The organism is Streptomyces sp. NPDC026062 (assembly GCF_055568375.1).
This window is the reverse complement of the sequence record NZ_JBVHOQ010000003.1, coordinates 78797-101756: the sequence shown is the minus strand read 5'-3', so window position 1 is coordinate 101756 and position 22960 is coordinate 78797. Positions and strand designations below refer to the sequence as shown.

Genomic DNA, 22960 nt, shown 5'->3' with positions numbered 1-22960 from the left:
TCAGGTGCGGAACGGGAAGCCGTACAGGTGCAGTGCGACGTTCTCGCGGTTCTCCGTGTCGCCGGCCTCGTCGCGTGCGCGGCCCTGTTCCTCGTACCGGTTGATGACCTCGTGCAGTTCGCGTTCGAGCGCGCCCAGCTCCTCGGGGTTCAGCCGGGCCAGGTACTCCGAGGTGAAGGAGGCCTTGCGCCACTTCGCCGACCAGCTCCGGTACGCGTCCAGGAAGCGGCGGTACAGCTCGATGTGCTGGTCGAACGAGAGCCGGCTGACGGCAGTGTGGGTGGCGGCCTTCTCGGGCGCGTCGCTGAAGTCCTCGTCGTGGAAGCTCAGCCCCTTCGACGCGGGCTGCCACCAGCGCTCGCGGCCGTCCCCGCCCTCCCGGACGGCCTCCTCGATCAGGCCGTGGTCGGCGAGCTTGCGCAGGTGGTAGCTGACGAGCGAGACCGCTTCGTCGACCTGCTCGGCGAGCTGGGAGGCGGTGGCCTGCCGGGCGATGTACAGCGCCCGGTACAGCTTCATCCGCAGGGGGTGCCCGAACGCCTTGAGCGTGCCGAGGTCGGACACCCGGCGTGATTCGTTGCTTGCCATGTCCTCCACGGTAAATAGAAAAGGAATCTTGCGCAATATTTATTGCGCAAGGAAAGTTGCGCGATGCTTCGGCTCTCCTGTCGCCGGGCGCTCCCCGTGCCCCGCGCGGGAGCCGAGGTACCCCAGCAGGAACCCGGCCGGGATCGTGACCAGTCCCGGCGTCTGGAGCGGGAACCAGTGGAAGTCGCGGGACGGGAAGAGCGCGATGTGGGTGCCGGAGAACGCCGGCGAGAACACCATCAGGACCGCGATCAGCGGCAGCGTGCCGTAGACCGTCCAGCGCACCCCGCGTGCGTTGAATCCCGGCCGGAACAGCGCGTACAGCAGGACCGGCGGGAGAACGGAGGCGGCGGCGGCGAACGAGAGCGAGAGCAGCACCTGCGGATTGCGTTCGTGGGTGTACGTCGACACGAGGACGGCGAGCACGCCGGTCAGCACGACGGCCAGCCGGGCACGCAGGATCTCGCGCCGGGCGGAGCCGGCGGACCGGGCGGCGGTACGGGACCGGGCCTTCGTGGCGAAGTCGCGGGCCAGGGAGGAGGCCGCGGCCAGGGTGATGCCCGCCACCGCGGCCAGCGTGGTCGCGAACACCGCACAGGCCACGAACGCGAACAGCAGGCTGTCGCGCGGCCCGGTCGCGCCCGGGTCGAGCGCACCGGTCACCAGCAGCAGCGCGGTGCCGCCCGCCGGGTCCGCGGCCTGAATGGCCTTGTGGCCGAGCAGGGCGGACGCGCCGAGTCCGACCACCACGACGCCGGCGCACAGGAGGGCCACCGGCGCCGCCGCCCAGACGGTGGCGCGGCGCACGGTCCAGCTGTCACGCATGGGGTGCAGCCGCATCATGATGTGCGGCATGCAGGCGGCCCCGAGGACCAGGGTCAGCTGGAAGCCGAGGAGATCCAGAGTGCCGGCGAGGCTGTGGCCGAACTGGAGGCCTGGGCGCGCGTAGGACCCGCCGGCGCCGCTGCCCCGCTGCGCGGCGCCGAAGAGCGCGAAGGGGTTCCAGCCGTAGCGGGCGAGCACCAGTCCGGCGAGCAGGGTCACCGCGGCCAGCACCACGGCGACCTTGACGATCTGGATGTAGCCGGTGCCGCGCATCCCACCGACGGCGGAGTAGCAGACCATCAGGGCCCCGCTGGCGACGGTGCAGCTGGTGAGCGCCCCGTCGGGCAGCCCGAAGACGGCGGCCATGACCCTTCCGGCGGTGGCGAGTTGCACCAGCAGCAGCGGCGCCAGGACGACGAGGGTGGTGATCCCGAGGGCCCGGCGTACGGTCGGGTCGCCGAGCCGGTCCGCGAGAAAGTCCCCGAGGGTGAACACGCCCTTGCGACGCATCGGTTCGGCCAGGATCCGCATGACCAGGACCAGGGACGCGACCGTGGCGAGAGCGAAGAGGATGCCGTCGAAGCCGGCGAGGGCGACGGACCCGGTGGTGGAGAGCAGGGTGGCCGCCGAGATGTAGTCACCGGCGATGGCCAGCCCGCTCCCGGCCGGGCCGAGAGCGGAGCCGCCGCCCGCGTAGAAGTGCTCCGGGTCGTCCTGGTCCGCCGCGGCCAGCCCACACAGCAGCAGCGACACGGCGACGAATCCGAGGAAGACGACCACGGCCAGCGACCGGGCATCGAAGCCGCCGCTCACCGGCGCGGGCCCCTGACCGGTACGGGCGTGGCGGCGGGGACGGGCGTTGCGGCGGGGGCATACGTGGCGGATGCGCAGGCGCTTGCGGGGGCGCGGGGTGTGCGTGGTGTCAAAGGCACTGGAGACATGCGGGTTACGGCATCAGGCGCCCGGATCCGCGTACAGCGGGCGGAGTGCGGGCGCTGCGCGGGTACAGCGCGTGCGGGCGAGGACTGTGCGCGGGCACATCCGTCGGGGGACGGGATGTGCCCGCGTCGACGGGGAGGTCGCCCACGACGGAGGGACGCACCCCTGCCTCCCCGGACCGTACGTCCCTGGGACCGCCCCCGGGACGGGCGGGCGGGAGCGGTCGGGCAGGCGGGCCGAGCAGGGGCAAGCAGGGCGGGCCGGGGAGGCGGCCTCCCCGTCAGCCGGCCAGCAGGCGGCGGGCCGTCAGGGCGAGGGAGACCTCGACCGCGTCGGACGGGCGGGTGAGGCAGCGGCCGGTCAGCTGCTCGAAGCGGCGGAGCCGGTTCAGGACCGTGTTGCGGTGGCAGTAGAGCCGGGCCCCGGCCCGCTGCGCGGAACCGTCCGAGTCGAGCCACGCCGTGAGCGTCTCGATGATCACGTCCCGGTCGGCGGGGTCCAGCCGGTCCAGCGGCCCGAGCACCCGCGCGGCCAGCGCGGACCCGAGCCCCGGGGACGAGACGACCAGGGCGGCGGGCAGCTGCTCGTCGAGCAGGACGACCCCGCCACCGGCCGGGCAGGCCCGCAGAGCGGTCTCGGCGAGCCGCCGGGCGTCCCCGACCGCCGCCAGCCCGACGACGACCGAGCTGATGCCGACCCGGGCGCCGGGCGGGGCGCACAGGTCGGCGGCCAGGGCGGCGAGTTCCGCGTCCCCGTCCATCGCCCCGGCAGGCGTCTCGGGCGGCCCGTCACCCCCCGCCGCCGGGCCGGTGGCCGCCTCGGCGAGCTGCGCGACGGGCCGCGCCGCCCCCTCGCACCCGGCCAGCGGCAGGATCGCGAACTCCGCGTCCGGGCCGGGGTGCCAGAGCGCGTCCACGCCCGCAGGCAGCGTCATCGGCGGCTGCGCGGTGCCGTGCGGGGCGCGGCGGGCGGTGGAGACCGCGAGCACCGCGTATCTGCCGCGCTCCGGCAGCCCCAGCATCGCGGCGGCGTCCGGCAGTTCGGCGATCTGCGCGGTGCCGTCCAGCAGCGCGGCCGTCATCAGGCGCTGACGGTTCTCCCGCCGCCAGGCCAGCCGCCGTTCGGTCTGCCGGTAGGCGTCCGCGACGACACCGCAGTGCTCGTCCACGAAGTTCCAGACGTCCGCCGCGACATGCACCAGCAGCCGGATGTCCTCGGGGTGACGGCGGGCCGTGTCGTCCACCAGGTCCTGCCAGACCATCGCACCGCCCATCCGGAAGGCGTGCAGGACCGCGTCGAGCGGCAGGCCCTGTTCGGCCCGGACCTCACCGATCCGGCGCGAGGTGCGGTGGGCCGAGTCCCGGAACTCCCGGGGCTGGATCAGCGATCCGACGTTGTGCCGCAGCGAGTGGTGCACCTCCTGCCAGATCTCCGCCGCGTCGGCCTCGATGGCCGAGCGGTAGGCGGGTTCCTGCTCGCGCAGCGCCTCGACCAGCCGGTCCGTCAGCTCCGGCAGCGCCTCGATCAGCGACCGGGCGGCCCGGTGCAGTACCGCGACGGCCTCGCGATCGGCCAGCGAACGGAAGCGGCGCGGCATCGGCGCGACGGGGGGCGGCCCGTGCAATGCCCTGACCCGTGAACGTACGACCTGTGGCATGGCGGCCTCCACCGGGATTCGGCCGGCTCCGGAATAGGCCGGCTCCGGTTCACCCAGCCCGGCATTGGGCATGAGCACACCGAATCATCCTGACGCCCGCAGAATGGCATACCGCCCGGTCGGTACCTAGGGGTCTGCGGCGTTCTTCTCATCACGGTCCTGCAACCTCCCGCCCGCCCCCGTCCCGGAGCAGGGCCGCGGGGCCCGTCCATGGGGCCCCGCGAGCGAGCACGTCCTAACGATCCAGCAGCCTGGCCAGCTCGGTCCTGGACCGCACGCCGAGGGCGGCGAACACATTGCGCAGATGGTGGTCGACGGTCCGGGTGCTCACCGAGAGCCGCAGCGCCACCTCACGGTTGGTGGCCCCCTCGGAGACGCAGCGGGCGATGCGCTGCTGCTGCGGGGTCAGCGCGGCCAGCGGATCCCTGCCCCCGGCCATGGCCGGGCCCTCCACGGCTTCCCCGGCGGCCCGCAGTTCACCGCTCGCCCGGCCGGTCCAGGCCCGAGCACCGCACCGCTCGAAGGCGACCAGGGCGTCCCGCAGCGGGCCCCTGGCCTCCCGGGTACGGCGGCGCCGGCGCAGCCACGCCCCGTACAGCAGCTGGGTGCGGGCCCGTTCGAAGTCGCCGCCCGCGCGGTCGTGGTGGGCGAGCGCCTCCTCGTACCGTCCGGCCACGTCGGCCGGCGCCGCCAGCAGGGCACGGCAGCGGGCCAGTTGGGCGGGGGCCTGGGGGTCGGTGGTGCGGGTGACCCAGACGGCGAACTCCGCCACGGCGTCGGCGACCGGGTCCGCTCCCCTGCCCCGGTCCGCCCGCCCGGCCAGGACGGACGCCTCGACGTAGCACGGTACGGCGAGCATCCGGGTGGCGAAGTGCCCACGCCGGGGGCCGGGCCGGACGAGCGGATCGAGCCGGGCCGAGGCCTCGCCGGAGCGCCCCGCCGCCAGGTCCGCGCGGGCGAGCGCCCAGGTGGCGAGGGTCGCGGCCTGGGCGAGTCCGTGCGGTCCGGCCCCCGCGAGAGCCGCGTCGGCGTGAGTGACGCAGACCTCCGGGCCGCCCTCCACGGAAGCCGCGAGTGCGAGCACCGCATGCAGGTGGGAGGCGGTGTTGGGCTGTCCGGCACGCCGTGCGGCGCGCAGGCCCTCCAGCGCGTGGGCGCGGGCGGGGGCATGGCGCCCCGCCCGGAGCTCGGCGTACGCCAGATGCTCAAGGGCCTGCGGCAGCAGGGCCTCGGGGCCGGCCGAGCGTACGGCGGCCAGAACCCGGGTCCCGACCCGGCAGGCGGCGTCGATATCACCCAGCACCAGGGCCGAGACCCCGCCGCGCAGCAGCGTGGCGGGGTCGTCGGCCCGGGCGGCCGAGTCGAGGCAGCGGCGCAGCAGGGCCTGCCCCTCGGCGATGCGGCCGCGCAGCACCGCGCTGATGCCGTCGCAGTACTGGGCGAGGGCCGGATCGGATACGGGGAACGGGATACGGGTCATGGCGTCGAGGTACGCGAGCGCGTCCCCCATCGCCCAGGCGGCCTCCGCGGCACCGAGCCGGGCGTCGAGGGCGCGGCGCGCGTCGTGCGGCGCGAGGAGCGCCTCCGCGGTGAGGAGGGCTTCGTGGGCGTCGGCGGCCGGTCCGTCGCGCAGGGCGAGCAGTCCGCGCACCAGATGCGCTCCGTCGTGCGCGGGGCGCGCGCCGATCCGGGCCAGCAGGGCGCGGGCCCGGCCGGCGTCCCCCGCGAGCCGGGTGTGCTCAGCGGCGCCGGCGAAGCGGGCGTCCCGTACCGCCTCGTCGGTGGAGAGCAGCGCCGCACGGGCGAGCGCCGCTGCCCGCTCGGCGTACGGCCGAGGAGCCGTGGCAGCCGCTTCCAGCGCGTCGGCCAGCCCGTCGTCGGGACCTCCGGCCGCGCAGGCGCGCTGGACGAGCGCGGGAAGCACGGAGGGCCCGGCGGCGGGACGCCCTGGACCGGAACGAGAGGTTCCGTGCCGAGCCGGGGAGGCCGGCAGGGCGGGTCCGGAGACGGAAACGGTGCCGGTGCCGGTACCTGTGCCTGTGCCGCTGCCCGTACCCGTGCCGGTCACCGAACCGGAAGCGGAACCGGAGGCAGACACCGAACCGGAGCCGGTCACCGAACCGGAAGCGGAACCGGAAACGGCGGCTGGACCGGACATTGAAGTGGAACCGGAAGCCGGCCCGGGAGCCGGGCGCCCCGCCTCTCCCTCGCCCCCGCCCGCGCCCGCTGCCCGCCGCAGCGGTCGGCGGGCGCGGGAGTCGGCCGGGACCGTCGTCAGCAGGGTCGCGAGCAGGCCGTGCACCGCGCGGCGGCGCTGCGGAGAAGCGCGGTGCAGGACCGCCCGGCGCAGCAGGGGGTGGCTGAAGTGGAGTCGGTCGCCCGCGCGCTGGAGGGCGCCGGAGGTTCCGGCCGGGGTGAGAAGGGCCAGGTCGAGCGCTGCGGGGCCCAGGCCGGCCGAGGCGGCCGCGCGGAGGAGGAGGGTCACGTCCGCGCCGGCACCCTCCGGCTCGTGCTCCTGCGCCGCGGCCGCGAGCAGCAGCAGCATGCGGGTGTCCGGGGGCAGCCCGTCGAGGCGGGCGGCATGCGCGTCCAGGACGTCCTCGGCGCCGGGCAGCGGGTAGGGCACCGGGGTGCGGCCGGCGAGCTGGTCGGGGGTGAGCCGGCCGGCCAGTCCGGCGAGCAGCCGGGGGTTCCCGGCCGCCTCCCGGAGGAGTTCGCCGCGGACCACCGGGTCGACCTGGTCCGCGGTGTCGGTGAGCCGGTCCAGGAGGGCCGCGGCCGCGTCGTCGTCGAGGGGGCCGAGCCGGAGCGCGGGCAGCCCCGCGAAGCCCGTCTCGTCGCCGGCACCGATCACCACCGCGACGCGGCTGCCCGCACCGAGCCGGCGGGCCGCGAAGACGAGGGCGGCACGCGAATCGGGGTCCCAGGCGTGCGCATCGTCCACACAGACCAACAGAGGCTGCTCTTCCCCGAGTTGCCGCAGCAGGACGAGCAGTGCCGTGGGGGTGATGCCGTCACGCAGTACCGCGTCGGGCGGCAGTGGGAGTGGGCCGGGTGCGGAGCAGAGCAGGGCGTGCAGCCCGCTGTACGGCAGCCGCTGCTCGGCGGGGGCCGCGGTGGCGGTCAGGACGGGGCCGGTGCGCCGTTCACGGTGTGCGGCGACGGCCTTGTCGAGGAGCGCGGTACGGCCGACGCCGGGCAGCGCGGTCAGCACCAGCGCGCCGCCGTCACCCTTGCGCAGCCGCATCAACAGGGTTTCGAGGATGGCGAGTTCACCGCTGCGGCCGTACAGCCGGAGCGGACTGTGCACGGTCGTCGATGGAGTCACAACCGGCACGTTACTTCTGCGTAAACAGTGTCGGAAGACGCGCGTCCGCCACCGGTCCCCGACCGGCCGGTTGCGGGGCGCCCTCCCAAGGTGAGCGGGAGTCGGCTGTGCACGCGCACAGTGGGGCCCGGTCTCACGCGCACCGCCCGTAATGTCGGGCCATGACTGAAGAATTCCGCACAGCCGACGGTCTGACGCTGCGTTACCTGTCCTGGTCCCGCGATCCGAGGGACGGGCTGCCGCCGGTACTGCTGCTGCACGGCTTCGCCGCCGACGCCCGGCTGAACTGGGAGGGACCCGGCGTGGTCGAGGCCTTGGTGGCGCGGGGCCGTCACGTCCTCGCGCTCGACGCGCGGGGGCACGGGGCGTCGGACAAGCCGCACGACGACACCCTGTACGGCGAGTCGGTGATGGCCCGGGACGTGCGGCAGCTGATCGACCGCACCGGTGCCCGAGAGGTGCATCTGGCGGGCTACTCGATGGGGGCGGTCGTGGCACTGCTCGCGGCCGCAGACGACGAGCGGATCACCCGGCTGGTGGTCGGCGGGATCGGCGCGGGCGCGGTGGAGGTGGGCGGGCTGGACACCCGGGCCATGCCGCCGGAGCTGGTGGCGGCCGCGCTGACCGCCGAGGACGTGGCCGCCGCCCCCGAACGGACCCGGGGCTTCCGGATTCTGGCCGACGCCACGGGCTCCGACCTGCTGGCCCTGGCCGCGCAGATCCGCTCGGTGCACCGGGGCGCGCTGCCGCTGGACCGGATCCGGATACCCACGCTGGTGCTCGCCGGGGCGGGCGACCCGCTGGCGGTGCGGCCCGAGGTGCTGGCCGCCGCCCTCACGGGGGCACGGCTGCGGGTGCTGCCCGGGGACCATCTCGGCGTCGTGCGCGATCCGGGATTCGCCGCCTGTGTCGCCGGGTTCCTCACCGAGGACGACTGACGCGCGTCGAAGGGCCGGACCGCTCGGCGCGGTCCGGCCCTGACCGGGCGTCAGGGACGACGCCGGAGCCGCTGGCGGTGCAGGAACCCTCCGGCAACCGCCCGGAGCCGCTCCGGACCGGCGGCTACGAGGTGTGCGGGCAGTTGCCCCGCGACTCGGCGACCGTCAGGCTCACCGCGGGCAGCGGGCAGAGGAACTGCTCGTAGCGGGTGTCATTGTCGATGAAGCGCTTCAGCCACGAAATGCTGTACTTCGCGATCGTGGTGTTGGAGGAGTTCGGGGTGAAGTGTGTGGCCCCGCGCAGCTCCACGTACGCCTTGTCCAGTGTGCTCGGCAGCGACTGGTAGAACGGCTCGGAGTGGGTGGCGACGGGGGCGATCGTGTCGCCGTCCGCACCGAAGATCAGGGTGGGTGTACGGACCTCGGGCCAGGTGGTGTCGAGGTTCCAGCCCGTCAGCGGGATCGCCGCCTTCAGCGAGGTACGGCTCTTCGCGGCCTCCAGGGTGCCGCCACCACCCATGGAGTGGCCCAGCACACCGAGCCGGGAGGTGTCGATCCGGGTGCGCACCGCGCTGGTGTTCGTCAGGTAGTCGAGCGCGGCGAGGAGCTGCCTGCCTCGGCTGTCGGGCTGGTCCAGCGTGGTGTTGGTGTCGATGGTGAAGACGACGAAGCCCTGCGAGGCGAGCCGCGGGCCGAGCCAGGCGATGCTGGACTGGTAGGCGGTGAAGCCGGGCGAGATGGCGACCGCGCCGAAGGTGCCGTCCGAGGTGGACGTCGGGTAGTAGATGGTGCCGCCGCCGAATCCGCTGACGCTCAGCGAGGAGACACTGGTCTGCGAGACCGCGTACGAGCCGCGGCTCGCCTCGATACTCGCGTTGCTGGGGGCGGGGCCGCGCTCATAGGGGTTGTCGGCGGCCTGGGCGCCCGGCATCAGCGCGGTGCACAGGCCCGCGGTGGCGACGGTGGCGGCCATCAGGCCCTTGACGAGGCGGGAGCGGCTCTTGGACAGCCGGTGGCGCGGGGAGGTGTCGCCGGAGTGGAGGTGCTGCACGAGGGGGGCCTCTCGGTCGTGGCGGGAGCCACGCCGGGCAGGGCCCCGGGCCCGTCGTCACCGGGGGCCTTCGGGGTGCACCGCGTGGAACCGCCGTTGTTCTCTGGCGGTCGCCACTCTCGCGGTGCACCCCGGTGACGCACATCGGCAACTTCACCGGTCCTCGCGGCCGGTGCTGTTCCCCTTGTCCTCAGCGGACGGGGTGCCAGGCCTCCCGCAGCGCGCCCTTGACCTCGGAGATCCGCAGGTCGCCGAAGTGGAAGACGGACGCGGCAAGAACCGCGTCGGCCCCCGCGTCGACGGCGGGTGCGAAGTCCGCGAGCCTGCCCGCGCCTCCTGAGGCGATGACGGGGACGGTCACATGCTTCCGCACGGCCGCGATCATCTCGGTGTCGTAGCCGTCCTTGGTGCCGTCGGCGTCCATCGAGTTGAGCAGGATCTCGCCCGCGCCGAGTCCGGCGGCCCGGTGGGCCCATTCGACGGCGTCGATGCCGGTGCCCTTGCGGCCGCCGTGCGTGGTGACCTCGAAGGTGCCGGCGGGGGTGCGCCGGGCGTCCACGGACAGGACGAGCACCTGCCGGCCGAAGCGCTCGGCGATCTCCCGGATCAGCTCGGGCCGGGCGATGGCCGCGGTGTTGACCCCGACCTTGTCGGCGCCGGCGCGCAGCAGCTTGTCGACGTCGTCCGGGGTGCGGACGCCACCGCCGACCGTGAGCGGGATGAAGACCTGCTCGGCGGTGCGGCGCACCACGTCGTAGGTCGTCTCCCGGTCGCCGCTGGAGGCGGTGATGTCGAGGAAGGTCAGCTCGTCGGCGCCCTCGGCGTCGTAGAGCTTCGCCATCTCGACGGGGTCACCGGCATCGCGCAGGTTCTGGAAGTTGACGCCCTTGACGACCCGGCCGTTGTCCACGTCGAGGCAGGGGATGACCCGTACGGCGAGTGTCATCGCGCACCTGCCCGGTAGGCCTCGACCTCGACCTCGACGACCAGGCTCGGGTCGACGAAACCGGACACGATGACCATCGTGGCGGCGGGGCGGACGGCGTCGAACAGCTCCTTGTGGGCGCGGCCGACTTCGTCCGTGTCCCGGGCGTGGGTGACGTACATCCGGGTCCGGACGATGTCCTCACGGCCCAGGCCCAGCTGCTTCAGTGCCTCGAAGGCGACCTCGAAGGAGGTGACGGTCTGCTCGTAGGGGCTGCCCGCGGAGATCTCCCCGCCCACCACGGAGGTGCACCCGGCGACCAGCACCATCCCGTTCGGGAGCTCGACCGCGCGGGAGTAGCCGAACTTCTCCTCCCAGGGGGCGCCGGAGGAGACGCGGCGTACGGAATCCGTCATACGGAGACCGCCTCCAGCGCCTCTTCGAGGGTGAACGCCTCGGCGTACAGGGCCTTTCCGACGATCGCGCCCTCGACGCCCGCCGGGACGAGCGAGGAGATGGCCCGCAGGTCGTCGAGCGAGGAGACGCCGCCGGAGGCGACGACCGGCTTGTCGGTGGCGGCGCAGACGTTCTTCAGGAGCTCCAGGTTGGGGCCCTGGAGCGTGCCGTCCTTGGCGATGTCGGTGACGACGTAGCGGGCGCAGCCCTCGGAGTCGAGGCGGGCCAGCGTCTCGTAGAGGTCGCCGCCGTCGCGGGTCCAGCCCCGGCCGCGCAGCGTGGTGCCCCGGACGTCGAGGCCGACCGCGATCCGGTCGCCGTACTCGGCGATGACCTTGGCGACCCACTCCGGGGTCTCCAGGGCCGCGGTGCCGAGGTTGACGCGGCGGCAGCCGGTGGCGAGGGCGGCGGCGAGCGAGGCGTCGTCGCGGATGCCGCCGGAGAGCTCGACCTTGATGTCCATGGCGCCGGCCACCTCGGCGATGAGCGCGCGGTTGTCACCGGTGCCGAAGGCGGCGTCCAGGTCGACGAGGTGCAGCCACTCGGCGCCGGAGCGCTGCCAGGCGAGTGCGGCCTCCAGCGGGGAGCCGTAGGAGGTCTCGGAGCCGGACTCCCCGTGCACCAGGCGGACCGCCTGGCCGTCGCGGACGTCTACGGCGGGGAGCAGTTCAAGCTTCGGCATTACAGCGTCTCGATCCAGTTGGTCAGCAGCTGGGCGCCGGCATCGCCGGACTTCTCGGGGTGGAACTGGGTGGCCCACAGCGCGCCGTTCTCCACGGCCGCCACGAACCGCTCGCCGTGCGTGGCCCAGGTGACCTTGGGGGCACGGATCTTGGCGTTGGTGACTTCGAGGGACCAGTCGTGCGCCGCGTACGAGTGCACGAAGTAGTACCGGGCCTCGGCGTCGAGTCCGGCGAACAGCCGGGAGTCCTCGGGGGATTCGACGGTGTTCCATCCCATGTGCGGGACGACGTCGGCCTTGAGCGGGCCGACGGTGCCGGGCCACTCGTCGAGCCCCTCGGTCTCCACGCCGTGCTCGATGCCGCGCTCGAAGAGGATCTGCATGCCGACGCAGATGCCCATGACGGGGCGCCCGCCGGAGAGCCTGCGTCCGATGATCCATTCGCCCCGGGCCTTCTTCAGGCCCTCCATGCAGGCGGAGAACGCGCCGACGCCGGGCACGAGCAGCCCGTCGGCGTTCATCGCCGTGTCGAAGTCGCGGGTGATCTCGACGTCGGCGCCGACGTGGGCAAGGGCGCGCTCGGCGGACCGGACGTTGCCGAAGCCGTAGTCGAAGACGACGACCTTCTTCTTCGTATCCACGTGTGCTCCCTCAGTCCCAGAGGCCCTGGATCCGCATGACGCCCGCTACCAGGCACATCACGGAGGCGATCGACAGCAGCACGATGACGCCCTTGGGCATCCCCTGCTTGGAGAAGGAGTAGACCCCGCCGGCCAGGAAGAGGCCGACCAGGATCAGGACGGTGTTGAGGCCGGTCACAGGGCGCCCTTCGTGGAGGGGAGGATTCCGGCCGCGCGCGGGTCGTGCTCGCTGGCGTAACGCAGGGCGCGGGCGAGGGCCTTGAACTGGCACTCCACGATGTGGTGCGCGTTGCGCCCGTACGGGACGTGGACGTGCAGGGCGATCTGCGCCTGTGCGACGAAGGACTCCAGGATGTGCCGGGTCATCGTCGTGTCGTACGCGCCGATCATCGGCGCCATGTTCTCGGGCTCGGTGTGCACCAGGTACGGGCGGCCGGAGAGGTCGACGGTGACCTGGGCGAGCGACTCGTCCAGCGGGACGGTGCAGTTGCCGAAGCGGTAGATGCCGACCTTGTCACCGAGGGCCTGCTTGAAGGCGGCGCCGAGCGCGAGGGCGGTGTCCTCGATGGTGTGGTGCGAGTCGATGTGCAGGTCGCCGTCGGTCTTGACCGTGAGGTCGAACAGTCCGTGGCGGCCGAGCTGGTCGAGCATGTGGTCGTAGAAGCCGACCCCGGTCGCGACATCGACCTTGCCGCTGCCGTCGAGGTCGATCTCGACGACCACGGAGGTTTCCTTGGTGGTCCGCTCCACTCTTCCTACGCGGGCCTCGCGAGTCATGCGTCGTGCTCCTTCTTCAGTTCGCGTACCGCATCGAGGAACGCGTCGTTCTCTGCCGGGGTCCCCGCGGAGACCCGCAGCCATCCCGGTACGCCGTTGTCCCGGACCAGGACGCCCCGGTCGAGGATGTGCTGCCAGGCGGTGTGGCTGTCGGCGAAGCGGCCGAACTGGACGAAGTTGGCGTCCGAGTCGGTGACGTCGAAGCCCTGGGCGCGCAGCTCGGTGACGATCCGGTCGCGCTCGCTCTTGAGCTGCGCGACGTACCCGAGGAGCGTATCGGTGTGCTCCAGGGCGGCGAGCGCGGTGGCCTGGGTGACGGAGGAGAGGTGGTACGGCAGCCGCACCAGCTGGACCGCGTCGACGACGGCCGGGTCCGCGGCGAGGTAGCCGAGCCGCAGTCCGGCGGCGCCGAACGCCTTCGACATGGTGCGGGAGAGCACCAGGTGGGGGCGGCCCTCGATCAGCGGGAGCAGCGAGGCGTGGTGGCTGAACTCGCCGTACGCCTCGTCGACGACGACCATCGACGGCCCCGCGGCCTGCGCGGCGTCGTACAGCGCGAGGACGGTCCCGGCGTCGACCGCGGTGCCGGTGGGGTTGTTGGGCGAGGTGATGAACACGACGTCGGGGCGCTCGCGCGCGATGGCCGCGCGGGCGGCGTCGACGTCGATGGTGAAGTCCTCGTTGCGCGGTCCGGAGATCCAGCCGGTGCCGGTGCCGCGCGCGATGAGGGCGTGCATCGAGTACGAGGGCTCGAAGCCGATCGCGGTGCGGCCGGGTCCGCCGAAGGTCTGCAACAGCTGCTGGAGCACCTCGTTGGAGCCGTTGGCCGCCCACACATGGGCGCGGGTGACCTCGTGCCCGGCGGTGCGGGTGAGGTAGCGGGCGAGCTCGGTGCGGAGCTCGACGGCGTCGCGGTCGGGGTAGCGGTTGAGGCTCCGGGCGGCCTCGCGGACCCGCTCGGCGATCCGGTCGACGAGTGCGTCGGGGAGCGGGTACGGGTTCTCGTTGGTGTTCAGCCGGACGGGCACGTCGAGCTGGGGGGCACCGTACGGGGACTGGCCGCGCAGCTCCTCGCGGATGGGGAGGTCGTCCCAGGCGTGGCGGGGGGCGTCCTTGTCCGTGGTGCCGTTGCCGCCAGGGGCGCTGTCGCCTGTGCCGCTCCCGTGCGTGGTGCTTCCGTGCGTGGTGCTGTCGTTCGTCACTGCTGTGGAACCTTCCACCCGAACCTGGCCTTGAGCGCGGCGCCGTGGGCGGGGAGGTCCTCCGCCTCGGCGAGGGTCACCACATGGTGGGTGACCTCGGCGAGCGCGTCGCGCGTGTAGTCGACGATGTGGATGCCGCGCAGGAAGGACTGCACGGACAGGCCCGAGGAGTGGCAGGCGCAGCCGCCGGTGGGCAGGACGTGGTTGGAGCCGGCGCAGTAGTCGCCGAGTGAGACCGGCGACCAGGGGCCGACGAAGACCGCACCGGCGTTGCGGACACGGCCGGCGAGGGCCGAGGCGTCGGCGGTCTGGATCTCCAGGTGCTCGGCGGCGTACGCGTCGACGACCTTGAGCCCGTCCTCCAGGTCGTTGACCAGGACGATCGCCGACTGGCGGCCGGCCAGGGCCGGTTCGATCCGGTCGGTGACGTGCTTGGTCGCGGCGACCTGCGGGACCAGCTCGGCCTCGGTGGCGGCGGCGAGCTCCTCGGAGTCGGTGACCAGGACCGCGGCGGCCATCGGGTCGTGCTCGGCCTGGCTGATGAGGTCGGCGGCGACGTGGACCGGATCGGCGGTGGCATCGGCGAGGATCGCGATCTCGGTGGGGCCGGCCTCGGCGTCGATGCCGACGCGGCCCTTGAGGAGACGCTTGGCCGCGGCGACATAGATGTTGCCGGGGCCGGTGACGAGGTTCACGGGCGGGCAGTCCTCGGTGCCGTACGCGAACATCGCGACGGCCTGGGCACCGCCGGCGGCGTACACCTCGTCCACCCCGAGCAGCGCACAGGCCGCCAGGATCGTGGGGTGGGGAAGGCCGTCGAACTCCTTCTGGGGCGGGGACGCGACGGCGACGCCCTCGACACCGGCCTCCTGGGCCGGGACCACGTTCATCACGACGGAGGACGGATAGACCGAGCGCCCGCCCGGCACGTACAGCCCGACCCGTTCGACCGGCACCCACTTCTCGGTGACGGTGCCGCCGGGCACGACCTGGGTGGTGTGGGTGGTGCGGCGCTGCTCGCGGTGGACGAGGCGGGCGCGCCGGATCGACTCCTCCAGCGCGGCGCGGACGGCGGGGTCGAGCGTTTCCAGGGCCCCGGCGATCGCGTCGGCCGGGACACGGATCGAGCCGAGCCGCACCCCGTCGAATTTCTCCCCCCAGTCGATCACTGCCGCCGAGCCACGATGGCGTACGTCTTCACAGATGGGCCGCACCGTCTCCAGGGCGGCTTCCACGTCGAACTCGGCACGGGGCAGCAGGTCGCGCAGGGCGCCGCCCTCGGGGAGGGCATCGCCGCGCAGATCGATTCGAGAGATCACACCGCAATTCTCGCAGACCGCCCCGGACGCCCGGACGGCCGTATCACTGGCTGATACATGCCTCGGTGTGACGGCTGACTATGAGCGTTCACCCGGTCACTCAGAGGGAATAAGGGGATTACGCACCAGGTCGTTACGGCTCCGAGCGGAAGGAGTGTCGGTGACCGAACCGCATGACGGGGATTTCCCGGATGGTCTCAGCCCGGCAGAGCTGGGCATGTGGCAGTCCTTCCGGAACGGGACCACCTACGATCTGCGCACCCGCGACAGGGTGCGCGACGATCCCTTCGCCCCGCATGTCTGGGGCCCCGAGCGCAGCGTGGAGGCCCGGGTCCTGGCCCGGCTGCTGCTGAGCGGTCCGCGGCCCCGGCCGGGCCGGGTGGCGGCGCTGAAGCTCCGGGGGCTGCGGATCACGGGACGGCTGGATCTCGCGGGCGGGCGCGTCGATCCGTACGTGGAGCTGACGGGCTGCCGCTTCGATGACGAGGTGGTGCTGCCGGAGTGCCACTTCACCACGCTGCGACTCGTGGGGTGTGCGGTGCCCCGGCTGGAGGCGGCGCGGCTGCGCACCGAGGGCGACCTGCATCTGCCCCGGTGCCGGGTCGAGCGCGGCATCCGGCTCACGGACGCCCAGATCGGTACGGATCTGCTGATCAGCCAGATCGACATCGGCCCCGACCGGCAGGGCCGGGCCCTCGTCGGTGACGGGCTCTCGGTCGCCCAGGACCTGCAGGCCGAGATGATCGACACGCTGGGCGAGCTGAGCCTGCGCGGGGCGAAGGTGGGCGGTTCGCTCAGCCTGCGCGGCAGCCGGCTGCGGGCGACACGGGGGCGGCGCGCGCTCAACGCCCCGCAGCTGAGTGTGGAACGGACGCTGTACATGAGCGAGGCCTGGGTCAGCGTGGACACGGGCAACCAGGGCACCACTCCCCCGTACGGCGTCCCGACCTCCCCGACACCGGCACGCGGCACCCGCCCGCAGGCCCTCCGCTGCCGGGGCGGGGTGCGGCTGGACGACGGGCGGTTCGGCGACGCGGTCGATCTGCACAAGGCCGTCTTCGTGCTGAACACCCACGAGGAGCTGTCGCTGCGCCGGATCGTCGTCCCGGAGCTGCGGTTCAATCCGGTGCGCCCGGCGCAGGGCAGGGTGGTGCTCAACGGGGCGAAGGTCGTCACGCTGATCGACGTGTCGACCAGCTGGCCGGGCCCGGGCGGTCTGGCGATGGGCGGTTTCGTGTACGAGAACCTCGTCCCGTACGGGCACTTCCCGCTCTCCCGCCGGCTGGAGTGGGTGGCGGCGGCGACCCCGGAGTATCTGCCCGAGCCCTACGAGCGGCTGGCGGCCGTCCTCCGTAACAGCGGGGAGGACTCGGACGCCCGTGAGGTGCTGCTCGCCAAGCAGCGGCGGCGCCGGGAAACGCTGCCGCCCGCCGCGAAGCTCTGGGGCTTCGTCCAGGACTGGACGGTGGCGTACGGGTACCGGCCGGGGCGTGCCGCGGTGTGGATGGCGGTGCTGTGGGCGGCGGGCACAGTGGCGTTCTCGCGGTACGAACCGGCGTCGCTCAAGGGCAGCGAGCATCCCCAGTGGAATCCCGCGCTGTACGCGCTGGATCTGCTGGTGCCGGTGATCAACCTCGGCCAGGACGGGTACTGGCGGCTGGAGGACGGCTGGCAGTGGGCCTCGGCGGCCCTGGTCCTGCTGGGTTGGATACTGGCCACCACGGTCGCGGCCGGCGCCACCCGGACGCTGCGCCGCAGCTGACCCGGCGGGGCGGCCCGCCGGGAGGGCGCCCCAGCCCTGTGCCCTTGCGCCGGCAGGCCGGAGGATGGTGCCGGAGGATGACCGGGCAGCCATGAGCGGGCATCGGTCGCACTGCCGGATCCCTTGCCTGAACGTCCGGAACAGGCCAGATTCCACAATTTCCTTTACCTTTTCTTGGCCCCTGCCGGTACAACCCCTCCACTCGGCACCAAAGCTTCACAGCACCCCCCTGGCGCCGCCCCGACCAGCGCTTTTCAATGGTCTGCACCATGCCTTTCCTCCGTGCTCTGCTCCGTACCGCGCGCATGATCCGGCACACCCCGGAGCTGTCCGCCGGGTTGCCCGCGGACCATGCGGTGATGCTCGACGCCCCCGACGAGCGGCTCTCGCCCGCGCTGGTGGCGGCCGCCCTCGGGGAGTACGAACCAGCGGCGAAGCTGTTGGCGACGACCCGGGAGGCCGCCGAGTGGGAGAGCCGGGACCGCTATCTGAACCGGCTGGTGGCCTTCGCCCGCAACCGGGACGGCTGGCTCCGCGACTGGCTGGCCGCCGCCCCGCACGACTGCGACGCGATCCTCGTCAAGGCGCAGCTAGCGGTCGAGCGGGCCTGGGAGTCACCGGCCCGGGCCGAGCAGCTGCGCGCGGTCGCGCCGATGATCACGGCGGCGGCCGAGGGCGATCCGCGTGATCCGGTGCCCTGGCGCCTCGCGCTGGACCACGCCCGCGGCACCCATGCCTCGCACACCACGTTCGAGGCCTTGTGGGAACAGGCCGTACAGCGCTCCGCCCACCATTACGGCTGCCATGTCGCCGCTCTCCAGTACCTCTCCGCCGCCTGGTACGGCTCGCACCGCGAGTGCTTCGACTTCGCCGAGCGGGCGGCCGAGGACTCGCTGCCCAGCTCCCTGGTGCAGGTGCTGCCGCTGCGGGCCGCCTTCGCGGTGCTGACCGAGGGGCCCGGGGCCGGGTTCACCTCGGTGCAGGAGGCACGGATCGACGCGGCGGCGGACCTGGCGATCTCCCTGTCCGCCGCGTTCGCACCGGGCGACGCGTGGCCGGCCGAGGTGCGCAATCTGCTGGCGTACGTGCTGGTGGTGCGGGGGCGATGGGACGAGGCGCTGGAACAGTTCCGGCGGATCGGACCCCACGCGACGTCGTTCCCGTGGGCCTGTGTGTCCGACGATCCGCTCGGTGGTTTCCTCGACGTACGGGACGACGCACGGCTCCGGGTGGCCTCGGGAACGCCGCTCGGCCACCGGGCAGACCGGGGACGGGCCCGCGGCCATTACGCTTGACCGTTGTGACCACCGCTCGCCTGCCTCTGTTCCCGCTGAACGCGGTGCTGTTTCCCGGCCTTGTGCTGCCGCTGAACGTCTTCGAGGAGCGATATCGCGCCATGATGCGCGAGCTGCTGAAGACTGACGAGGACGAACCGCGCCGCTTCGCCGTGGTCGCCATCCGCGACGGCCGCGAGACCGCCCCGACGGGTGCGGGCATGCCGGCCTCGTCGGCCGTCCCCGTCGAGCGCGGCCCGGCGGACGGCTTCGGCCCCGACCCCGTCCAGACGTTCCACCGGGTCGGCTGTATCGCCGACGCGGCGACCATCAGGGAGCGTTCGGACGGCAGCTTCGAGGTCCTGGCCACCGGCACCAGCCGGGTGAAGCTCCTGTCCGTGGACGCGAGCGGCCCGTATCTCACCGCCGAACTCGAAGAGCTGGAAGAGGAGGCGGGCGAGGAGGCGGAGGCGCTCACCGACGGCGTACTGCGGGCCTTCCGCACGTACCAGAAGCGACTGGCGGGTGCGAGCGAACGCTCCCTGACCACGGGCGCGGACCTGCCCGACGAACCGTCGGTCGTCTCCTATCTGGTCGCCGCCGCGGCGGTCCTGGACATCCCCGCCAGACAGCGGCTGCTCCAGGCCCCGGACACGGCGACCCGGCTGCGCGAGGAGCTGACGATCCTGCGCTCGGAGACGGCCGTCATCCGCCATCTCCCCTCGCTGCCCGCCGTGGACCTCACCCGCGCCCCGACCCACCCCAACTGAGCGACCGGAGGGCCACTCCCCCGTGGCGAAGAAGCCGAAGAAGCAGCCCCAGTCCGGCGGCACCCCCGCGACGGTCGCTCTGACCGCGGCCGGCACGGATTTCACGGTGCACGCGTACGAGCACGACCCCGCGTCGGCCTCCTACGGCGAGGAGGCGGCCGAGGCGCTCGGTGTCTCCCCCGACCGGGTGTTCAAGACCCTGGTGGCCGACGTGGACGGCCATCTCACGGTCGCGGTCGTCCCGGTGGCGGGCTCCCTGGACCTGAAGGCCCTGGCCTCGGCGGCCGGCGGCAAGCGCGCCGCCATGGCGGACCCGGCGGCGGCGGAGCGCACCACGGGCTACGTCCTGGGCGGCATCTCTCCCCTGGGCCAGCGCAAACGGCTGCCCACGGTGCTGGACGCGTCGGCGCGGTCGCACTCGACGATCTGCGTATCGGCGGGCCGCCGCGGCCTGGAGGTCGAACTGGCCCCCGAGGACCTGGCGGCCCTGACGGGAGCGCTCTTCGCACCGATCGCCCGGACGTAGACCCCGCCGATCCGCCGGCAGCGGACCCACCGCGGGGCAACGGCCCCCCAGCCCCCGGTTCCGTCCTAGAACGCCCGACAGGCTGATGACGCCCGCGTCCGGAACAGGCGCCGCTTTCCAGCCCGTCCGGCGTTTGAGGACCGGGGTCCGGGGCGGAACCCCGGTTACGGGAAGGGGCGGGTAGGGGACAGACCCCGCGCAGCGGCCCCCGCCCCAGGTGGAGGACAGACCCCGCGCAACGGCCCCGCCTACGCCCCGGTCGGCGGCACAGGCGGCTCAGGCCGCTCGGACGACTCAGACCGCTCAGGCCGCTCAGGCCGCTCGGACGACTCAGACCGCTCGGACGAGGGCCCCGGCCCCGCAGGCCCCGGCCCCTCAGACGCCGGCCCGGCCGAGGAATCCTGGCCCACCGGGCCCGCCGAGGCGCCCCCTGCCCCCACCGGCTGGTGCACCCCCCACTCCGGCTCCGGATCCCGCGGCCCGAACAGCGCCGTCAGCCCCAGATGCACGGCCATCGCCGCCAGCGGCCATGCCACCAGCGCCACCGTCGCGTGCAGTTCCAGCGGCGCGTCGAAGATCACGCCCTTGCCGACCTCACGCGCGTGGGCGACCACGTCGTCGGTCGGTCCCAGCACCGTGCCGATCCACCACGCGAGAAGCGAGCCGAGTCCGCCGCCCACGGCGAGCGCCACCACGAAGGCGATCCCGCCCTTCCGCTGGAACCAGAAGACCAGCCCCGCCGAAACCGCGCCGAAGGCCAGCGCGAGGAGCGCGAACGTGCCGTCGGCACCGATCGCCTCCTCGCCCTCGCTGTTGCTGAGGAAGACGGCCGTGTCGTCGGAGACCAGCGGTACCCGGGGCGCCAGCCATACCCAGAGCAGTCCGAGCGCCACACCGGCGACCGTCATGGCGACAGCGACCAGCGCCGCCCTGCCCAGGTCCCTGAGGAATTCCCTCTCCTCCCATGCCCTCGGCCGGGTTCCGAGGTGCGAACCCGTGGGCCCGCCGGCTCCCGGCGGTGTCTCCCAGGGGTCGTAGGGCGAGGGCTGGTGCGGCGGCGTCAGAGGTGCTGTCACCGTGCCATCGTGCCAGGCGCCCCGTTGGCGCGCCTCACCGGACCGCTGCCCTGCGGTACGCCCAGGTGGCCACGGCGAGCGAGACCGCGCCCACGACGGCGCATACGGCGAGATCGAGAAGAATGACGCCCCAGTCGGGGTGGGCGTCGAAGGACCGGGCGAGCGCCTCGACACCGTACGTGGAGGGCAGCAGGTCACGCGCCCAGCCGATCGGGCCGGGCAGCCGGTCCGCCGGGAGCACGCCGAGCAGCAGCGCGGCGGACATGCCCAGCTGGCCCAGCAGCGTGGCCAGTTCCTGCCGGGGCGCGAGCAGCCCGAAGGCGGCGCCGAGGCCCGAGAGTGCCGCGCCGGAGAGCGGGATGACCGCGACAAGCACCCAGAGGTGGGTGATGGGCAGCCCGAACAGCACACTGCCCGCCACCGCCGTCACGATCGTGCCGGGCACGGTGAAGGAGGCGTACGCCCCCGCCGCTCCGAGCACCACGGCGGCGGGCGGCACCGGCAGGGTCGCGTAGTGGTCGAGCCCTCCGCCGGCCCGCAGCTGCCCGAAGTACTGGGCCAGCATGTTCAGCGCGACGAACGCGACGACCAGCACGCTGGATCCGGCCACGACGGCGCGGGCCTCGGAGCCCCCGTCCACGACCCCGCGCATCAGGATCATGATCCCGATGGACTGGAAGGTCGCCACGAAGAGCAGCGGGATGCGGGCGACGCGGGCCCGGGACAGCTGGGCCCGGTAGACCGCGGCGAGCGAAGGGAACAGCCGGGCGCGCGGCGCGAGCGGCGCGGGCGCCGGGCCCGGGGAGCCGTCGTCGCCGGCCGGACCGGGCCGTCCCGGGCGCTCGGTCTGCCCTGTCCGGACCTTCTGCCCTGCCCGGCCCGTCTGCCCGGCCTGCCCGGACACCGCTTCCGCAGGAACGATGCTCGTCACCTGGCGCTGCTCCTGTTCGATCGCTGACCGGCCGCGCACCCGCACCGGTCCGCTCCGGCCGCCTCTGCCGCCGCGCTGATCCCGCTCATGACTTCACCAGCCCCTTGGTCGCGTCCCCGCCGAGCGCCAGATAGACATCCTCCAGGCTGGGTGTCGCCAGGGTGAAGTCGTCGAGTGCGGCGAAGGCCGAACCTCCGGTCACGGCCGCGACGGCCGCCCGCGCCTCGTCGGGCCCGAGCCGCAGCACCCAGCGGCGCCCCGACTCCTGGGCGGAGGCCCGCAGGGCGGCGACCTCGGGCACCTCCAGCGGCGCGCGCTCGCGCCACACGAGTTCCACCCGCACCTCGTCGGCGACCCGCTCCTTGAGCCCGGCCGGGGTGTCGCAGGCGATGACCTTGCCGCGTTCGATGACGGCGACCCGGTCCAGGACGGTCTCGGCCTCGATGACGTTGTGGGTGACGAGCAGCACCGTCGTACCGCGCTCGGCGCGACGGCGGTCGACGGCGGCCCAGACGGCGCGCCGGGCCACCGGGTCCATTCCGGTCGTCGGCTCGTCGAGGACGAGCACCGGCCGCTCGCCGACCAGTGCGGCCGCGACACAGGCGAGCCGTCGCTGTCCCCCGGAGAGCTTCTTCAGGGGGCGGCCCGCCAGCTCGTCGAGGCCGAGTTCGCCGAGGACGGCGTCACGTTCGGCGCGGGCCTCCCGTACCGGCAGACCCCGCAGCCGTCCGGTCGTCTCGGCGGCGAGCGCAACGGTCAGCTCGTCGAGCGCGGTCGATTCCTGCCCGAGGTAGCCGATCAGCCGGGACGCCCGCTCGGGATGGCGCACGAGATCGTGGCCCAGCATGTCGACGCTGCCCGAATCGGGCCGCATCAGTCCGGTGAGCTGTCGTACGAGGGTGGACTTGCCTGCACCGTTGGGGCCGAGCAGTCCGAAGATCTCACCGCGCCGGATGTCCAGACTGACACCGTCGGTCGCACGCACCTCGGGGGTGGCGGGCGTGCCGCGCCTGCCCCTGGCAGCGGGATAGATCTTGACCAGGTCACGCACCGCGCACACAGTGCCGTTCGCCGTCTGCGCCTGTGCTGTGCCCGTACTCACGAGGTACGAGGGTACGGGGTCCGGGGACCCGCATTACGCCCGGGGCCGCACCGATCGGACATCAACGCGGCAATCACCGGCCGGGTTGAGCGCCTCCGGTACCGATGCGAGCTCAGTCACTCGGTCCCGATACGAGCTCAGCCCCCGGAGCGAGCTCAGTCCCCGATGCCGCCTCCTCGGTCCCAGGAGCG

Annotated in this window: 21 protein-coding genes; 5 read left to right on the top strand and 16 right to left on the bottom strand. The window is 73.4% G+C overall.

The features are described 5' to 3' along the window. The 4 genes from ACZ4LX_RS03640 to ACZ4LX_RS03625 form a co-directional block, all read right to left on the bottom strand. A complete protein-coding gene (locus ACZ4LX_RS03640; RefSeq protein WP_467635076.1) occupies positions 1–588 on the bottom strand; it encodes a helix-turn-helix domain-containing protein in 588 nt (195 codons plus the stop codon). A 39-nt stretch (positions 589–627) separates the two neighbouring features. Continuing rightward, positions 628–2226 carry a sodium/solute symporter gene (locus tag ACZ4LX_RS03635; RefSeq protein ID WP_467635073.1) on the bottom strand — a complete coding sequence of 533 codons (1599 nt, stop codon included), beginning with the start codon at positions 2224–2226 and terminating at the stop codon, positions 628–630. A gap of 406 nt (positions 2227–2632) precedes the next feature. Continuing rightward, positions 2633–4009 carry an RsbRD N-terminal domain-containing protein gene (locus tag ACZ4LX_RS03630; protein ID WP_467635068.1) on the bottom strand — a complete coding sequence of 459 codons (1377 nt, stop codon included), beginning with the start codon at positions 4007–4009 and terminating at the stop codon, positions 2633–2635. Between the two features lie 235 nt (positions 4010–4244). Next, the gene (locus ACZ4LX_RS03625) at positions 4245–7337 is read right to left on the bottom strand and encodes a helix-turn-helix transcriptional regulator (protein WP_467635065.1); all 3093 of its coding nucleotides are present in this window, start codon (positions 7335–7337) and stop codon (positions 4245–4247) included. A gap of 161 nt (positions 7338–7498) precedes the next feature. Between ACZ4LX_RS03625 and ACZ4LX_RS03620 the strand changes: the two genes are divergently transcribed. Beyond that, positions 7499–8275, top strand: a complete 777-nt coding sequence (locus ACZ4LX_RS03620; RefSeq protein ID WP_467635061.1) for an alpha/beta fold hydrolase — start codon at positions 7499–7501, stop codon at positions 8273–8275. Positions 8276–8399: 124 nt separating this feature from the next. Here ACZ4LX_RS03620 and bdeA read toward each other — a convergent pair whose 3' ends face one another. From bdeA to hisD, 9 genes are all read right to left on the bottom strand, one after another. Then, positions 8400–9326: a bis(hydroxyethyl) terephthalate hydrolase gene (bdeA, locus tag ACZ4LX_RS03615; protein WP_467635058.1), complete on the bottom strand. Its 927-nt coding sequence runs from the start codon at positions 9324–9326 to the stop codon at positions 8400–8402. 190 nt (positions 9327–9516) lie between these two features. Next, positions 9517–10272 (bottom strand): imidazole glycerol phosphate synthase subunit HisF, encoded by a 756-nt coding sequence (hisF, locus tag ACZ4LX_RS03610; RefSeq protein ID WP_467635051.1) that lies wholly within the window; start codon positions 10270–10272, stop codon positions 9517–9519. Further along, a complete protein-coding gene (locus tag ACZ4LX_RS03605) occupies positions 10269–10667 on the bottom strand; it encodes a RidA family protein (RefSeq protein WP_467635045.1) in 399 nt (132 codons plus the stop codon). The genes hisF and ACZ4LX_RS03605 overlap by 4 nt, the downstream gene beginning before the upstream one ends. Continuing rightward, positions 10664–11389: a bifunctional 1-(5-phosphoribosyl)-5-((5-phosphoribosylamino)methylideneamino)imidazole-4-carboxamide isomerase/phosphoribosylanthranilate isomerase PriA gene (gene priA / locus ACZ4LX_RS03600; protein WP_467635041.1), complete on the bottom strand. Its 726-nt coding sequence runs from the start codon at positions 11387–11389 to the stop codon at positions 10664–10666. The genes ACZ4LX_RS03605 and priA overlap by 4 nt, the downstream gene beginning before the upstream one ends. Continuing rightward, a complete protein-coding gene (gene hisH, locus ACZ4LX_RS03595; RefSeq protein ID WP_328893414.1) occupies positions 11389–12030 on the bottom strand; it encodes an imidazole glycerol phosphate synthase subunit HisH in 642 nt (213 codons plus the stop codon). The genes priA and hisH overlap by 1 nt, the downstream gene beginning before the upstream one ends. A gap of 10 nt (positions 12031–12040) precedes the next feature. Next, positions 12041–12208, bottom strand: coding sequence for a hypothetical protein (locus ACZ4LX_RS03590; RefSeq protein WP_266777672.1), 168 nt, complete (start codon positions 12206–12208; stop codon positions 12041–12043). Then, positions 12205–12807, bottom strand: coding sequence for an imidazoleglycerol-phosphate dehydratase HisB (hisB, locus tag ACZ4LX_RS03585; RefSeq protein WP_467635034.1), 603 nt, complete (start codon positions 12805–12807; stop codon positions 12205–12207). Before hisB ends, ACZ4LX_RS03590 begins: the two co-directional genes overlap by 4 nt. Next, positions 12804–14009 (bottom strand): histidinol-phosphate transaminase, encoded by a 1206-nt coding sequence (locus ACZ4LX_RS03580; protein ID WP_467635029.1) that lies wholly within the window; start codon positions 14007–14009, stop codon positions 12804–12806. The genes hisB and ACZ4LX_RS03580 overlap by 4 nt, the downstream gene beginning before the upstream one ends. Then, on the bottom strand, positions 14006–15328 hold the full coding sequence (gene hisD / locus ACZ4LX_RS03575; RefSeq protein ID WP_467635026.1) for a histidinol dehydrogenase: 1323 nt from the start codon (positions 15326–15328) through the stop codon (positions 14006–14008). Before hisD ends, ACZ4LX_RS03580 begins: the two co-directional genes overlap by 4 nt. Positions 15329–15488: 160 nt before the next feature. On the opposite strand from hisD, the gene ACZ4LX_RS03570 reads away from it, so the two are divergent. The 4 genes from ACZ4LX_RS03570 to ybaK all read left to right on the top strand — a co-directional run bounded on the left by ACZ4LX_RS03570 (position 15489) and on the right by ybaK (position 19660). Further along, positions 15489–17090, top strand: coding sequence for an oxidoreductase (locus ACZ4LX_RS03570; protein WP_467635022.1), 1602 nt, complete (start codon positions 15489–15491; stop codon positions 17088–17090). Between the two features lie 257 nt (positions 17091–17347). Next, positions 17348–18385, top strand: a complete 1038-nt coding sequence (locus tag ACZ4LX_RS03565; RefSeq protein WP_467635019.1) for a hypothetical protein — start codon at positions 17348–17350, stop codon at positions 18383–18385. 5 nt (positions 18386–18390) lie between these two features. Then, positions 18391–19134, top strand: a complete 744-nt coding sequence (locus ACZ4LX_RS03560; protein ID WP_467635015.1) for an LON peptidase substrate-binding domain-containing protein — start codon at positions 18391–18393, stop codon at positions 19132–19134. Positions 19135–19156: 22 nt separating this feature from the next. After that, positions 19157–19660 carry a Cys-tRNA(Pro) deacylase gene (ybaK, locus tag ACZ4LX_RS03555; RefSeq protein WP_467635011.1) on the top strand — a complete coding sequence of 168 codons (504 nt, stop codon included), beginning with the start codon at positions 19157–19159 and terminating at the stop codon, positions 19658–19660. Positions 19661–19908: 248 nt separating this feature from the next. On the opposite strand, the gene ACZ4LX_RS03550 is transcribed toward ybaK, so the two are convergent. The 3 genes from ACZ4LX_RS03550 to ACZ4LX_RS03540 form a co-directional block, all read right to left on the bottom strand. Next, a complete protein-coding gene (locus tag ACZ4LX_RS03550; RefSeq protein ID WP_467635007.1) occupies positions 19909–20736 on the bottom strand; it encodes an ABC transporter permease in 828 nt (275 codons plus the stop codon). A 34-nt stretch (positions 20737–20770) separates the two neighbouring features. Further along, positions 20771–21667 (bottom strand): ABC transporter permease, encoded by an 897-nt coding sequence (locus ACZ4LX_RS03545; protein ID WP_467635003.1) that lies wholly within the window; start codon positions 21665–21667, stop codon positions 20771–20773. An 85-nt stretch (positions 21668–21752) separates the two neighbouring features. Next, entirely contained in the window at positions 21753–22727 is a 975-nt protein-coding gene (locus ACZ4LX_RS03540) for an ABC transporter ATP-binding protein (protein WP_467635744.1), read from the bottom strand. Between the last annotated feature and the right edge of the window lie 233 nt (positions 22728–22960).